Annotated in this window: 12 protein-coding genes; 2 read left to right on the top strand and 10 right to left on the bottom strand. The window is 46.9% G+C overall.

Features of this window, described 5'->3' with window-relative positions:
- Positions 1-8 precede the first annotated feature (8 nt).
- The 7 genes from JOD82_RS07360 to JOD82_RS07330 form a co-directional block, all read right to left on the bottom strand.
- A complete protein-coding gene (locus JOD82_RS07360; RefSeq protein ID WP_013309992.1) occupies positions 9-761 on the bottom strand; it encodes a vWA domain-containing protein in 753 nt (250 codons plus the stop codon).
- An 84-nt stretch (positions 762-845) separates the two neighbouring features.
- The gene (locus JOD82_RS07355) at positions 846-2891 is read right to left on the bottom strand and encodes a serine/threonine-protein kinase (protein WP_069011422.1); all 2046 of its coding nucleotides are present in this window, start codon (positions 2889-2891) and stop codon (positions 846-848) included.
- Positions 2892-3092: 201 nt separating this feature from the next.
- Positions 3093-3368: a WXG100 family type VII secretion target gene (locus JOD82_RS07350; protein ID WP_013309990.1), complete on the bottom strand. Its 276-nt coding sequence runs from the start codon at positions 3366-3368 to the stop codon at positions 3093-3095.
- 247 nt (positions 3369-3615) lie between these two features.
- The gene (locus tag JOD82_RS07345; protein WP_029517064.1) at positions 3616-4152 is read right to left on the bottom strand and encodes a WXG100 family type VII secretion target; all 537 of its coding nucleotides are present in this window, start codon (positions 4150-4152) and stop codon (positions 3616-3618) included.
- 5 nt (positions 4153-4157) lie between these two features.
- Positions 4158-5000, bottom strand: coding sequence for a hypothetical protein (locus JOD82_RS07340; RefSeq protein WP_029517063.1), 843 nt, complete (start codon positions 4998-5000; stop codon positions 4158-4160).
- Between the two features lie 16 nt (positions 5001-5016).
- Positions 5017-9012, bottom strand: coding sequence for a type VII secretion protein EssC (gene essC / locus JOD82_RS07335; RefSeq protein ID WP_029517062.1), 3996 nt, complete (start codon positions 9010-9012; stop codon positions 5017-5019).
- A 67-nt stretch (positions 9013-9079) separates the two neighbouring features.
- The gene (locus JOD82_RS07330; protein ID WP_029517061.1) at positions 9080-9400 is read right to left on the bottom strand and encodes a hypothetical protein; all 321 of its coding nucleotides are present in this window, start codon (positions 9398-9400) and stop codon (positions 9080-9082) included.
- Between the two features lie 389 nt (positions 9401-9789).
- On the opposite strand from JOD82_RS07330, the gene JOD82_RS07325 reads away from it, so the two are divergent.
- Entirely contained in the window at positions 9790-10029 is a 240-nt protein-coding gene (locus tag JOD82_RS07325; protein ID WP_013370782.1) for a hypothetical protein, read from the top strand.
- Between the two features lie 129 nt (positions 10030-10158).
- On the opposite strand, the gene JOD82_RS07320 is transcribed toward JOD82_RS07325, so the two are convergent.
- Entirely contained in the window at positions 10159-10308 is a 150-nt protein-coding gene (locus JOD82_RS07320) for a hypothetical protein (RefSeq protein WP_023988262.1), read from the bottom strand.
- A 216-nt stretch (positions 10309-10524) separates the two neighbouring features.
- On the opposite strand from JOD82_RS07320, the gene JOD82_RS07315 reads away from it, so the two are divergent.
- Positions 10525-11544 (top strand): flagellar motor protein MotB, encoded by a 1020-nt coding sequence (locus tag JOD82_RS07315; protein WP_209018285.1) that lies wholly within the window; start codon positions 10525-10527, stop codon positions 11542-11544.
- 118 nt (positions 11545-11662) lie between these two features.
- Here JOD82_RS07315 and JOD82_RS07310 read toward each other — a convergent pair whose 3' ends face one another.
- Both JOD82_RS07310 and rsgA read right to left on the bottom strand, forming a co-directional pair.
- Complete coding sequence (locus tag JOD82_RS07310) at positions 11663-12001, bottom strand: L,D-transpeptidase (protein ID WP_029517059.1); 339 nt, start codon at positions 11999-12001, stop codon at positions 11663-11665.
- A gap of 12 nt (positions 12002-12013) precedes the next feature.
- Positions 12014-13204 (bottom strand): ribosome small subunit-dependent GTPase A, encoded by a 1191-nt coding sequence (rsgA, locus tag JOD82_RS07305; protein WP_208332486.1) that lies wholly within the window; start codon positions 13202-13204, stop codon positions 12014-12016.
- Positions 13205-13561 lie beyond the last annotated feature (357 nt).

The following is a 13561-nucleotide window of genomic DNA, read 5'->3' as shown; positions in this document are numbered from 1 at the left end:
TTACCTCCTTACCGTACAGGCGTTGCGGCCGACATTTGAAACCCAATGGACACCAGCTCCGCACAGGTTCCGGGCAGCATCATAATGGCTCCTTCACCTAACTGATAATCTGCCTCAAATAGCATTTCCCGATAGCTTTCAGGCAGCACAGAAGACATATCACGCAATTTCACAGCATGTTCATCCTGCAACGGCGTATTATGTGTCAGACCTTTCCAGCGACGGGGGTCCTGAATAGGCGTTTCCAGCAACCTGTCGGATAAAAATATATTTTCCACCAGTACATTACCGTCCGGTACGCTCATGCTCATAATACGCTTCGCAATCGGTTCGGGATCATCACCTGTGGAAACTCCATCTGTCATATGACAGACCAAAGGTGCAGGACAGTCCTGCATCCCTGGTAATTCCGCTTGCAAAATACGCTCAGCTTGCAAGAAGGCCTTTGCTGAATCTGAAAACCGTTTGGGCGTCAAATCGGGCAACGAACCAATGGCCGCGATTTCATCAATTCCCTTGACACCATTCAGCAGGTCATACACGTCGTCACTATAAGCCAAAATCGCAATCCGATAGCGCGCTGTCAGCCGATTTCCTTTGGTTGATCGAAAAACCATCTGCCGGATCGCCAACGATATAGCTTCATATACAACGTCAATACGCCGCCGCCCCTCCATCAGCATGTTCATCGACGCGCTGATGTCAATCAGGTAAATGATCAGGGCGGGAGTGCGTTGTGAAGCCTGTATTGTATAATTCATGGTTTGTACATGCTCCCCTCAGTTACCTTCTATCTCCATCTGTTTCGTATCTATCATTCCGCCTATATATAAACATATGAAATATTAAATTTTAGGCAGTCTAAAATTCGTATCTCCTAAAAAATTATAAATAGAGGAGGCCCGATATCCTACTTCACCTACCGAACGATAATAAGAAGGATTACTATCATATAGTGATCTAAAACGCTTCGCAAAGCTCTTTGCCTTCGCAGCGCTGCCACCTTCCTGAGAGGCATACGCCTTGTTGTACAGGGAAATAAGCTGAAGAACGTTCTCCTTGTTTCGTGCATGCATGGACTCTTTTTGCTTTTGTTCCGCCTCGGCTGCTGCCTTACGAGCTGCCTCTTCCTGGGCGGCACGAGCTTCCTGCTCTTTTTTCAAAGCCAAGTATTTTTCATACTTTGCCTGTTGATCATACGCTTTTTGCTTCGCCAACTTGGCAGCCGCCTGCTTATTTTGTTCCTTTTGAGCGAGATAAGCTTCATATTTAACCTGTTGAGCGATAAGGGCTTGCTGTTTCTTCTGCTCTTCCTGTTGCTTTTGAGCAGCAAGTGCCTGTTGTTTGGTCTGCTGTTCCGCTTCCTGTCGTTGTTTCTCCGTCAGCAATTTTTGAGCCGCTTTCTGCTCGGCTGCCAGCTTTTCCTCGGCCGCCTTTGCAGCCTTCGCTGCCTCTTCCTGCTTGGCTGCCTCGATTTGCCGCTGATTGGACTGATCTGCAAGAATATTCACGGCTGGGATTCCAGCTGCCAATAGAACGACTGCGGCCGCAGTTGTCACGATAAACGCTTTGGAGCGATACCAGGCTTTTGTTTTTTCAGGTTGCTCTGGCGTCATGGGATTCAACTGCTCCTCTAGTCCTGTGATCGCAGCTGACACCTCCACATGCAAAGGACTGCCGTCTTCTACAAAATGATACAACGACCGGTATACTTCCAGCGCTGCAGCAGGTTTGTTTTGCTGCTCCAAATCACGTGCCTGTCGGAACAGCTTGTCCGTTACCCCACGCTCTCCTTGCTCCAGGGCGGCCTGATTTAGCAGTGCAGCCTGTTCAGTCTTGAGCGGTGCAGGCGCTGACAAAGAGGATGCAGCTTCACTGGAAAGGCCACCCACCGCTGCCGATTCTATTGTTTCTGTCGCAGCAGGTTCCGGTTCTATAGCCTCAACTGAAATTTCCTGCTCAGTAACCGCATTAAGTACAACCAGCCATTCGCCAAAAGTAGGGCAACTGCTTAAATCCTGACTATCCCAAGCACGGCTGAACAATTCTACCACCTTGCTGCCCCAACGAGATTCCAGCGATTTTCGTAAAATAAAATAACGTTCGCAAGGCGTCTGCATTTCATGCTGATCAAAATAACTTTCGCCCCACGCTTTGTCGACTACTACACGGTCAGACCAGCCTAACATTTCTCCTATAATGATTGCCCCTGCAAAACGGTCTGCATACGCACTCCACAACCCGCTGTGGACGGTACGATGGGCGGCATACCCTGGCGAACCTGCCAATAGAGCGTCTGGACGATCCATTTTAGTACTATACATTTGTTCCACGTCCACCAATTCCACAGCTGACGTGCCTTCAGGCAGTTCCACTTCAGAAAAAAACGGAAGCATCACATTCGGCGCCGATAAATCACAGTGCGCCAATCCTTTTTGCTCCATAGCTGAACCGATCCCTGCCAATGCTCTGGCTAAAGCCAGACTATCGGAAGCCTCAAGCTGACGCTGATCTGTGAGACAATCGAACCATGTCATACCGTGAACCCATGGCATCAGTACCGCATACAGCAAATCAGGCTGCTCGGCAATCAGACTTCCGTTTCTTTCTGGAGTGAGCACATCACGCTTGCATACCTGCAAACCGGGAATATCCCCGTATGCTTCCATATGCTCAGATTGATAAACCATAGCCGGGATGCGGAACTTCGGAAAAAACACCTTAAGGGCTTTTGCCTCATGTGGCGCTCCGTTTTTGGCATTTAGCTGGTATACAATTCCCTGACGCCCTGCTTGAGCATAGGCTAAACCGGGTGCAGCGGGATGTCGTCCAACCACATAAGCTGTGCCGTTTATGATCAATTCGTCTCCCGGATTCGGTTGAAAAGACATGAAACATCCCTCTCCTTACATCATTCAGTATGCTAGTTTTCCTCACCTTATTATATACATCTATGGATGGCAAGAAAACCGGGTATCCGAAGATCGCCCGGTTTTTCCTGAACATCCTGTGCCAAACCGTGAGGAATGGCTCACATATTGCTTCTTAATAGAGTGGTATATGATAAGTTAATGCCTATCAGGCAAGACAACTTATTTCGTTTGGTCAACCGTGCGGAATTTGTTAGCGATAGCTGTCAATTCTTGACTGATGCTGTTCAAAGTCGTTACGAAAGCTTGCATTTGTTTGCTAGCTTCCTGAAACTCTTGGAAGAAGCGTTGTTTAGTCATACCTTCCCATTGACCTTCCATACCTGAGATGGACTGTGTCAAACTGGAAACGATCTGCTGGCTTTGCTCACCACTTTGTTTAAATTGGTTAGCCACCTGATCAACCTGTTCTGGGGTAATTAAAATGCGTCCTGCCATTTTTTGAGTCCTCCTTGATGATAAATAATGTTTTTGTTTATCTGGTTCAAATTGTACTATGGCTATTTAATTCCCTACAAAAGGCAAAGGACCTAATTGTAACAATCCCACTTTTTAACTATAAAACAGCACCTAACAGTATAATATTAACAAAAAAACACCTAATAAGTCCCATAAAGCCGGGAATTGTGGAACGAGCTCAAGTAATTTTGCAATCGATCCAGATTGTCCCGGAACGCGATCCCAACTAAGCGACAGGCTGATCTCTTACTGTAGACGGATCAGTAAAATACCAATCCTGCGGACTGCTAGAAGACGCCTGCATCAGAATATCCTGATGCAACGTTTCTACATCCGAAGACTGTACACCAGAAATGGCATGTACGACAGACTGCGGGTTAGAAATCAGGCTGCTTCCTTCCGAAGCTTGCCCAGGCAGAATAGACGGTGATTGCTGATTCGACCAATCGAGCATCGTGACGGGTCGTCCCAATGGTTGGCTGGCAAATGACAGTATCGTTTGATAGTTGTGGTCAACAGACTGAAACTGCTCTGCCTTTCGGTTCAGTTGTGTACCTGATGTATGGAGGTAAGCATGGATCTGTTCTGACATCCGCTTGGCCTGCATCCAATGATTCAAGATCGCCTCGCGTGCAGATACATCCCAATCCAGCGATTGTAACGCCTGCTCCAAACCTGCTGTTAACTGTTGAATTTGCTCCGCCGCATGCTGTAGCTGCCCGCTAAGCCCCCGAAGCACATCCGGTTCAACTCGAATGCGCATATCCATCACCCTTCTTCTGTCACTTCTTCATTCACTGCCGACTGTTTCAACCAATTTAATAATAAATCCACAAACTGATCTCTTGAAGCCATAGCTGCAATCAGCCAGTCCCCGTTACCACTAGAGCTCATCCGAAATATCCAGTTCATTGCAGGACACAGGACAAAGGCTGCCCGTTGTGATTCCCACTCCCTGCCGTTCCAAACCAGCAATTGCAGTTCTCCCTCAGCTACACGGGAACTCAAAGACTGAGCCAGTCTTGCAGACCCCTCTGCATCTCCGCTAGCCTCGGTCAGTTTACTGCTGATCAAAGACACACTTTCCCCTGCCGATTGCTCGTAAATTTTATTAAACGCCTGCTTGGAGAACATTAGTGCGGGGGATTCAGGCACAAGTCGATCTACCCAACCCATTTTATCAATCAATGTCTCGCAAGCCTTTTCCACATTACCCAGATCGTACAATCGATACTCATCGGGTTCATCAGCGGATTTCACGAGTTCCACTACACGCTCGTTCGTGCAATGGAGATAGCCTTCAAATTGCTTACCTCCCCGCACATAGCGTATACGGCAAGCCCTGTTGGATAATCCCGCGATAGCGACTCTTGAAAAAACAGTAGGAGGCATTGCTAGCTCTTTGCCCTTATCTACCCGCTTTAGATAACCCTTTTCCAAAAGAGTAGCTTTTACTTGCTCCCACTCTTCCGCCAACTCCTCTGCTAGATAGCCCTTAAACGGATCTTCCACCCCAAGCAGTCGGTCAGAACCCAATACGCCTGCCAGAAAAAACAGTTCCTTCGCCTTGAGGGTTATTAACTTCTGCTTGGAAGCTTGAAACGTTAACATTATGAGCCACCTCCCTTCAAACTACAACATGCCATCGGTCACGAATTTTCGTTATCCAATCCTCACAGCTCACTTGCTCTGAGAAGGGAATTGCCGCTTTTATCCTGGTAAATTTGCGCCGTACGTAGTACCCCTGCCCAGGTGGCAGGACTTTTAGTCCACCAGTAGCGGCGTTCGCCTCCGAATAAGGGATACGAAAGAACGATAGATCATTCGAATCTAGTGTTCCAAATAGCATACCGCTTTGGCTTGCCTTGACATCATTAAACCAGTCCACACCAAAGGTAGGAAAATCAGATGGCACACCCGAGAGCACGACATGCACATTGCGATCACGTCCCAACCGTACAATGGCGGAGAGCTGATCCTTTATCATAAAATCATTCAGTTGCTTGCTTAACATATCCGCATCATCAATGACCAGGAGCAATTCGGGATCATTCCCCTCCTTGTTCCGTTGTTGAACAATATCATACACTTGCTGTACCAGAGGTCCCATTTCTTCCTCACTTTCAGCAGCAGCCTTAACATGAGGAAGATGTCGTAATCTAGATAGTCCCCCGCCTCCATAGCGTGTATCGATCGTATAGACTTCCAATTGATCGGGTGATGTGTAATAAGCCAGCGATATAATCCAGCTCATTAGAAAGGAGGTTTTTCCACCCTCCATTGGACTACCCACAATAAAATTGGGCCCTTCTTTCAGATTCAGGAGAAAAGGCTCAAGATCGTCACTCTGTAGGCCTACAGGTACTTCGTAAGGTAGTGCGCCCGATGGTCCACTCGTCCGATCCCACTGCTGAAGCAGCTCCGATAGTGGAATCCGCTCAGGTAATGGTAGGATAGCTGGTGCGTGCTTGCCTTTCCATTCCTGCACAATGCCAGCAATATTGCGGCGTAGCCGTGCTGATCGCTCCGCCTCATCTTCTCCTGGTGAAGGCAGTGCCGTCTGGAACTCCAGCGGAGGAACATGCCCTTTAACCAGAGCGCGACCTGGAATTAACGGTCCTGGCGTTTTGGCTGGTCGCCCTACCGCATAGTAATAGTCACTCGGGTCGGACATTTCAAAAGAAACAGCATTCGGTATGTTACTGCGGAATTTCTCAAACACATCGGTAATCCGGTTCGCTGTAATGATAAACGTGATGCCTAGACTACCCCCTTCTCGCAAAAGAGATTCCAGCAGTTCATTTTCATCTGGATAAGCATTACGGAAATTAAGATATCCATCAATAACTACGACAATTTGCGGAATATCCTCGACAGCAGAACGTCGATAAGAGCTTATTGTTTTGACTCCAGCCTCGGAAAGCATTTCCTTGCGTACGGCCACCATCTTGAACAGATAACGGAACAATCGCTTGATCCGGTCATCCTCCTCAGCCATCATAACAGCCCCGATTTGGGGAAGTTCCCCAAAGTCGCGCATCGTTCGACCCATGTCAATGATATAACCGTTCCAATGATTCGCAGCAAATCGCTGAGCCGTGGACATCAGCAACGTATGCAAAAAGGTTGTTTTCCCCATGCCGGGCATGCCATACACAGCCCAATGACCATGATCTAGCGATGCATAAATTGGCTCCTGTCGCTGATTCGGCAAATCATCCACTAGACCAATAAGAGCCTTCAGCTCCAAAGGTGATGATGTACTATCTATTTCGGTGCATGCCGGCAAATTTGTTAAATCCAGCAATTCAGGCAGCGGCGGAAGCCACGGTCCCTGAAGCCGTTCGATCCCTGCCTTAGCAGCCTCATTCGCAATATAATCAATAAATACTTGAAGCTGTTTAGGGGCTTCTTCTCCTTTTAAGCCCGAGCTTGCCCGTTCGCCGCCCGTCAGTAGCGCTTCACGTTTTCCGTTCAGTCTCACTTCATGTACAGGTAGTGCAGAAGAAATATCGCTGTTGCCTATATACGGCGCACCGCTCCAAGCAAACTGCATCTCTTCAAATACTTCGTCACTACCCACTTGGAAATATCCTCGTCCCGGCTTCGTAATCCACGCGGCATTCGGTATTTTCAACATGTCACGGCTATCGCCTTCGCTTTGCACCCGTAAGCAGATGCGGAATCTGGAGTTACTCCAAATCTTGTCATCCACGACACCTGCGGGCTTTTGCGTCGCCAAAATCAAATGGACACCTAGTGTCCGCCCAATCGCAGCAATACTGATTAGCTCGTCCATAAACTCTGGCTGATCCCGCTTTAATTGTGCAAATTCATCAATAATAATAACCAGATGAGGCAGCGGTTGTTCCTGCCGCTGCCGGAGTAGTCTGTAATATTCATCAATATGCTGTAAATTGCCTGCATCGTTCAATATCTTCTGCCGACGAACCAGTTCTGCTTTAAGAGATATTTTGGCACGTTCAATCAAATTATTGTCCAAGTTCGTGATCGTACCCACAACATGCGGCAAGTTAACGAACGTGTTGGACATGCCTCCACCCTTGTAATCGATCAGCATAAAAGCAAGATCATGCGGATGAAACTCGGCAGCAAGCGAGGCTACAATGGACTGGATAACCTCACTCTTTCCTGAACCCGTTGTACCGGCGATCAAGCCATGGGGACCATGCCCTTGACGCTCTATCTTATCATGCAGGTTAATCATAATCTTCTTGCCGCCTGCTCGCACGCCCATTGGCACAGGTAAGGTATCAGGATGGCGGTTACGTCGCCACCGATCTGCCACATCCAGTTCTTCCACACTTGCTACGCTCATCATATCAAACAGAGGCAGCACAGCGGGAATATCAGAAGCAGAGGAACGCTTCAAGCGAATAGGAGCCATGTACCGCGCTAATGCATCGGCTTCCTCTTTTGACAAACGATCCGGTTTAAAACTTTGCTGTTCAACCTCCGCCGACTCTGATTTACGGGCATATACGCCCTGCTCTTTGGAAGCCTCCACAATCAGCTGACACTGCATCGGCAAAGCCTCTTTACGAGAAGCCAGCACAATCGTACACGCATCAATGGTTCGGCCGTCTTCCAATAACAACGGCAGTAACGGTTCTTCCTCAATCAGCTGGGTGTCAGATAAAACAACGACATAACAAGGGACTTCCATCCCTTTGCCTTGACGCTCATTACGATTATTTTTACGGCGGTTCAGTCTGGCAAACAGAAAATCTGCTAATTGATGTGCACTACTACTGCGGTCTGACATCATTCTCTGGATTCGGTCATCATCCCACACATGTGGAAGCCAGCGCATCCAGGTCCATTCACTTTCCTCTCGCTCGTCATAGAAGGAAGCAATTTTCACTTCATCTGGCGAGTGACGAACCGTCACTTGTGCCAAAATGACTCTTAACGCAGCAAGGGTATGTTCCCGATCGCCGACCAATCCAACCACTTTGGATTGAAACAGCGGTAATGCAATGGAAGCAGCGTCTACCAGACGAAATTCTTCTTCCAGTTCATCCGCAGCTCCCAACAAAGGATCTCGGTCATAACCGTCTGGGCGTGGAATTTGCAATTTTATATGAAAGGGAACTTGTCCAGTTCCAATACGCACCTGCAAAAAGTCCTCATCCTCCGGTGATCGTTCCCAAAGTGAACTGTTGCGGTTTTTGACAATTTGAGTGCATATTTGCGGGTCACCGTGAATTTCATATAGTGTGCGAATTTGCTCCTCGCGTTTCATTTCAAGTTCTTCACGATGCTTTTGGAGCTGTTCCCGGTACATGCGGTCCCGTTCCTCTAGCTTGCGCTTGTATTCCTTCTTATTATTTAGATAGACAAAAAAAGGAATCGTATAAGATGTAAGCATCATGACCACAGTGACCATTTGGAACATCAAATAGTTACTGTTACCCATCTTGCCTGTTTTGCTCATATATACGTAAAAGCCTATAGTCACCAACGTCATCATTAACGGAATAAGTATAGATATAATAGAAAAAGACGGCTTGCTCGGCTCAGCCGGAGGCCGTAAAATCTCCAGCTTCTCCTCTCGGAGCGCCGGCCTTAATCTCGGGGATCGCTGGTATAATGCATTCAAGACAAAAGTCCCCCTTTTCGCTTACTATTTCATTTTACCAAGGTTTCATATAATTTCATGTGTGTATTTACCCATTTTTTTCATTTTGAAACAGAGAACGCCTTCCATACACAGGCGCTTCGTCCTGAGTTGTCGAAAAAGCGCGCTGAATACGCACAGTACAGCCTTCCCGCAAGCCGGATCCTGTAAGTAGCTGGTTATCTCCCACCCTGAACCAGAGCCCTTCCGGGAACTTTGCTTCCATAATATATTGCATGCCTTCCGCCGGAGGCTCGCCGAAAATGCGCACACCCAGCATCAGCTTTAAATGTTCCACCGAGTATTCATCAGCTACCTCGATGTCAAACCACTCTGTTTCCTGTCGTCCTGAAAGCACGGTCAGGATCATCTGTCATCCCTCCCGATCCTTAATATATAGCAAAGTTCACGCAAAAAGCCTATTTCCACGGAAATATGGCTATCGTAACTGTAGCATCCGACTATTAGACTGTCAATTTGTTACAAAATACCCACTCCAAAAATAAAATAGTGACTTTGGTCATATTTTCTCATATTAGTAGAGTCATTGGTATCAATAATATGTATTGGATCGGTTCTAATATGGGTATATACGTCATTTTGTCGATTAGTTAGAACTAAATTCGATTGTTACCTAGATTGTTGTGAACACTTTGTAAATTTTTCAGACCTTTATGTTTTTATAAGGTGTTTTTAAGGTAATTTTAAGAAACGGGCACTACAATTAAGCCATGAAATAACTCAGGCGAGGTGATTTTTGTGAGAACATTAATTACATTTCAAAACAAACGTATTCCCGTATACTTCAATCAAGAAAATAAGCAACCAGTACAAAAAACATTAAAACTTCTAAGTAACACTTTGGAGAATAAAATCTCCAGCGGCAAGCGTGCCCTTCAAAAATGCCTTAACTCTTTGATCAGTATAGAGATTGTCGGTTGTGAAGCCATCCTGCATAGTGTTAGTGAAAATGATTCATTGGCATTGTCCCTCTATTAAGAGGGACTTTTTTTTGTCCACTTTAGACACACAAAAAAGAGAGGGACATTTCAGCACCCTCTCCATATCAGCAGCTTTAAAACATGATACATGTGACTTACCGCAGCTTATGGATTGATCAGACTTTATTTAAAGTATTCTGCGATAACCTTTTTTACCGCCTCGTTCCTTATTCTGCGCCTTCTCAATCCGTATTCTAAACAGTTCTAGTAAATTAGCGCGTGTATGCTCTTCCCGGCAGTTGTCCAGCTTTTTTAAGATAAAACGGTCAATGGACATATGACTCAGGCTCCTTTACAGCAAGCTGCCCCTGCTTTTCAAGGGGATGATCAGGCTATCCATTTTTAACCATTCTGCCTGTTGTTTAAACAGGTACGTTCCTTATAGGATAAAGCAGGCGGGATTACATACCCTTTAATAAGGGTAAATACATAAAGTTTCGATAATTTTATCACGTTAAGCCTGGAAGCTATGGACAAGGAGCGAACAAAAACCATGAGTAAACACATGATTACCAAAATAGTCTGCAACCTTTTATTCGCATTCTTAATTCTAACGATGCTGGCTGCATGCAGCAGGGAAAAAGCTTCAACCCGGAGTATAGCCCAACATGAAGCTGAAGCACGTGCCTACACCGTAACGGGTAATCCCAACCAAGGTGCATCATCCCTTGATGAACGAGCTGCCAATCATACACCTGTCCATCAGCAAGGCAGCAGCTATGTCGAAATATCAGGTGGCGTCAGCATTGATAAAAATACCGTGAAGGTTACAGGACATTCCAACCTCCCGGCCGGAGCACGGATCAAAGGGAATCTTGCGGTCAAAAACTCCCTGTTAACTGGGTACACGGATGAGACAACCGTTCAAAAGGACGGAAGTTTTGTACTCCAGGTACAACGCCCCGGAATACAGGGCAGTATGGATCTGACTGTTCTGTTCCGTCCAGATGACCAAGACAATGAAATACGAAATCTGTATGGCAGCGGTGGCAACAAATTGGAAGGTCCTTATGTATATCAATACGAAGAAAACAAACAGCTTCTGTATGAAGTTCGGATTGGGGCTGAATTTGATCCTGAACAAGAACGCAATACCCCTTTAGTTAAGCCCGTCTGGAACAAACCTAAGGACTACGGCAGCCCTCAAGTGTGGATTAAGCCTGATGTGAAGCAAGAGGGTAACTATTATCATGTATATGCGCGCAGCAATTTGCTGGAAGGGTCGGACGTCAAACTCAAGATTGATTTTCCGGGACGATGGCAGTTTGGCTACGATGATCAAACCAAAGTTATGCCTGACGGCTCCTTCAGCATGAGGGTCAAAAAGCCGAGCCTTGCCAACCGCTACATCATAGTCATAAGTTTCGAACCAAACGAAGATATGTGGACCAACGCCAAACAGGCGTATGGTACACAAGGAGAACGTCTTTCGGGACCGTTAGTCAAATCTGCAGACGAAAAAGAGGGCTCCAAACAGATTGAAGCCCGTATCCCTATCCAACCCAAATCGTAACTAAACGCAGCATCTAACTTAAAGTTACGGCCGTTCGCCATGAAATACGCTTCACAGATACAGTCTATGACGCGGTTTCCACGTATGAGTAGATACAGAGTCTCATGTCGTCTAGCCGCTACGGCTGTATCGTGACTGGCGTGCCTATACTTACCCTCTCCTGAAGCTCAAGCACATCCTTATTCTGCATTCGAATGCAGCCATGTGACACCATCTTGCCAATGGACCATGGCTCATTGGTGCCGTGAATGCCATAATGCGGCTTGGACAGCCCCATCCAGAACGCTCCGAAAGGTCCGCCCGGATTAGGTTGTTTGTTAATAATCGTAAATTGCCCATGCGGTGTCTGTGTAGCCAGCTTGCCAATACCGACTGGATAATTAAGAACAATCTGATCTCCATCCTTCAAATATAAACGACGATCCGATAAATCCACCACAATGCTGTAGTTCGGCATATATTCACCCCTTTATACCATATGCCGACTACAACATAGATTTTCGTATATTTTTACATTTGATACTTCACTGCAGTTCGGCTCACCACTCCACATCACGTCGCCAGCCACTTCGCTGATCCCTAGCCAGCCACTTCGCTGATCCCTACGCCCCGGGGTTGTGCTTGAACGACTATCTTTCCTGCGCCGGTCTGCTTCCTTACGCGCCTGATATTCCAGTTCCCGCTGCATTTTGCGATAATTGTTCACTCTGGATTCCGACAATTCCCCTCTCTCTATAGCTTCCTCCACTGCACATCCAGCTTCGCCCTTATGCTTGCAATCTGCAAAACGGCACTGCTGCGCCGTTTCCATAATATCCGTGAAGGTATGAGCGACACCCATGGAATCATCCCATAGATTAAGCTCGCGCATACCAGGTGTATCCAGCAAAACGGCTTGCTTTGCGATAGGAAAAAGCTGTCGGTGAGTGGTTGTGTGCCTGCCCCGACTGTCTTCCTCCCTCACATCCTGTGTCAGTTGAACCTCAGACTCGGAGAGCCAGTTTACTATCGTGGATTTGCCACTACCGGAAGAGCCTGTCAAAGCAACTGTAGAGCCAGGCTGAAGAAACGTCTCCAGTTGCTCTCTGCCTTCATTCTGCAAAGCAGAAATAACGATAACAGGTACACCAGGGGCAACTCCCTCCGCTTCAGCAACCCGTTGTTCGACATCTTCACAAAGGTCACTCTTACTCAAAACGACAACCGGGTTTACCCCGCTGTTCCAAGCCATAATTAAATACCGTTCCAGTCTGCGCATATTAAAATCATGATTCAGCGCATTAACAAGGAACAGCGTATCCACATTGGTAGCGATCAGCTGCTCCCTCGTCTCAAAGCCCGCTGCCTGTCTAGATATTCGACTTTTCCGCGGCAAGACGGCATGAATTACTGCATCCGACACTTCATCTGGCGTAGTGATTGCTAGCCAGTCCCCTACAGCAGGCATTTCCGCCGGATCGACAACAGCATGTCGTAGCTTACCTGAAGACACTCCCCAGCGTTCTCCATCCATTGTGATAAGCTTCACCTTTTGTCCGTAATCGGCAATCAAGCGAGCAGGACGTACCTGTGTATTTCCTGTGCGTTCCTCAAAGCCTTGCTTCCATTGGTCCCAAAAAACGTTCCAGTAATCAGACCAACCGTATTCATGTATACTCATTGTTTTCCTCCTGAATTCATTGTTCATTTTTGATCGTAATGTTATTTGATAGGTGTACATTTTCTCCCCGCATGCGAACAACGCGAAAAATCCGCAGGGGTTTCCCTGCGGAGGGTATACGATTCAGGTCGATGCGATCCGTTCGTTCACTTAAGCAAGCAGTCTCTCACAGACCACTCCCCAGAACCAACAACTGGATAACAAGACGCCTAACCATAAAAAATCCGCAGGGAATCACTCCCTGCGGATTTTGTTGGTTCTACTGTCCAACCAACTGCTAAGCCAAGACTATAGATCTATACAGTCTTTAACTGTGCATTGTCCGTGCGGGAGACAAGTCATTCTGCTGCTGAACCC

The sequence above is a fragment of the Paenibacillus sp. 1182 genome (assembly GCF_017833915.1).
GTDB lineage: Bacteria > Bacillota > Bacilli > Paenibacillales > Paenibacillaceae > Paenibacillus > Paenibacillus polymyxa_D.
The sequence above is the reverse complement of the archived record's forward strand: the minus strand, read 5'-3'. Positions and strand labels throughout refer to the sequence as shown.

Coding starts and splice junctions, on each gene's coding strand:
- JOD82_RS07350 (WP_013309990.1), bottom strand. CDS start 3,368: ATGGCAGGACGCATTTTAATTACCCCAGAACAGGTTGATCAGGTGGCT.
- JOD82_RS07315 (WP_209018285.1), top strand. CDS start 10,525: ATGAGTAAACACATGATTACCAAAATAGTCTGCAACCTTTTATTCGCA.
- JOD82_RS07340 (WP_029517063.1), bottom strand. CDS start 5,000: ATGTTAACGTTTCAAGCTTCCAAGCAGAAGTTAATAACCCTCAAGGCG.
- JOD82_RS07355 (WP_069011422.1), bottom strand. CDS start 2,891: ATGTCTTTTCAACCGAATCCGGGAGACGAATTGATCATAAACGGCACA.
- JOD82_RS07330 (WP_029517061.1), bottom strand. CDS start 9,400: ATGATCCTGACCGTGCTTTCAGGACGACAGGAAACAGAGTGGTTTGAC.
- rsgA (WP_208332486.1), bottom strand. CDS start 13,204: ATGAGTATACATGAATACGGTTGGTCTGATTACTGGAACGTTTTTTGG.
- JOD82_RS07360 (WP_013309992.1), bottom strand. CDS start 761: ATGAATTATACAATACAGGCTTCACAACGCACTCCCGCCCTGATCATT.
- JOD82_RS07345 (WP_029517064.1), bottom strand. CDS start 4,152: ATGCGCATTCGAGTTGAACCGGATGTGCTTCGGGGGCTTAGCGGGCAG.
- JOD82_RS07310 (WP_029517059.1), bottom strand. CDS start 12,001: ATGCCGAACTACAGCATTGTGGTGGATTTATCGGATCGTCGTTTATAT.
- JOD82_RS07320 (WP_023988262.1), bottom strand. CDS start 10,308: ATGTCCATTGACCGTTTTATCTTAAAAAAGCTGGACAACTGCCGGGAA.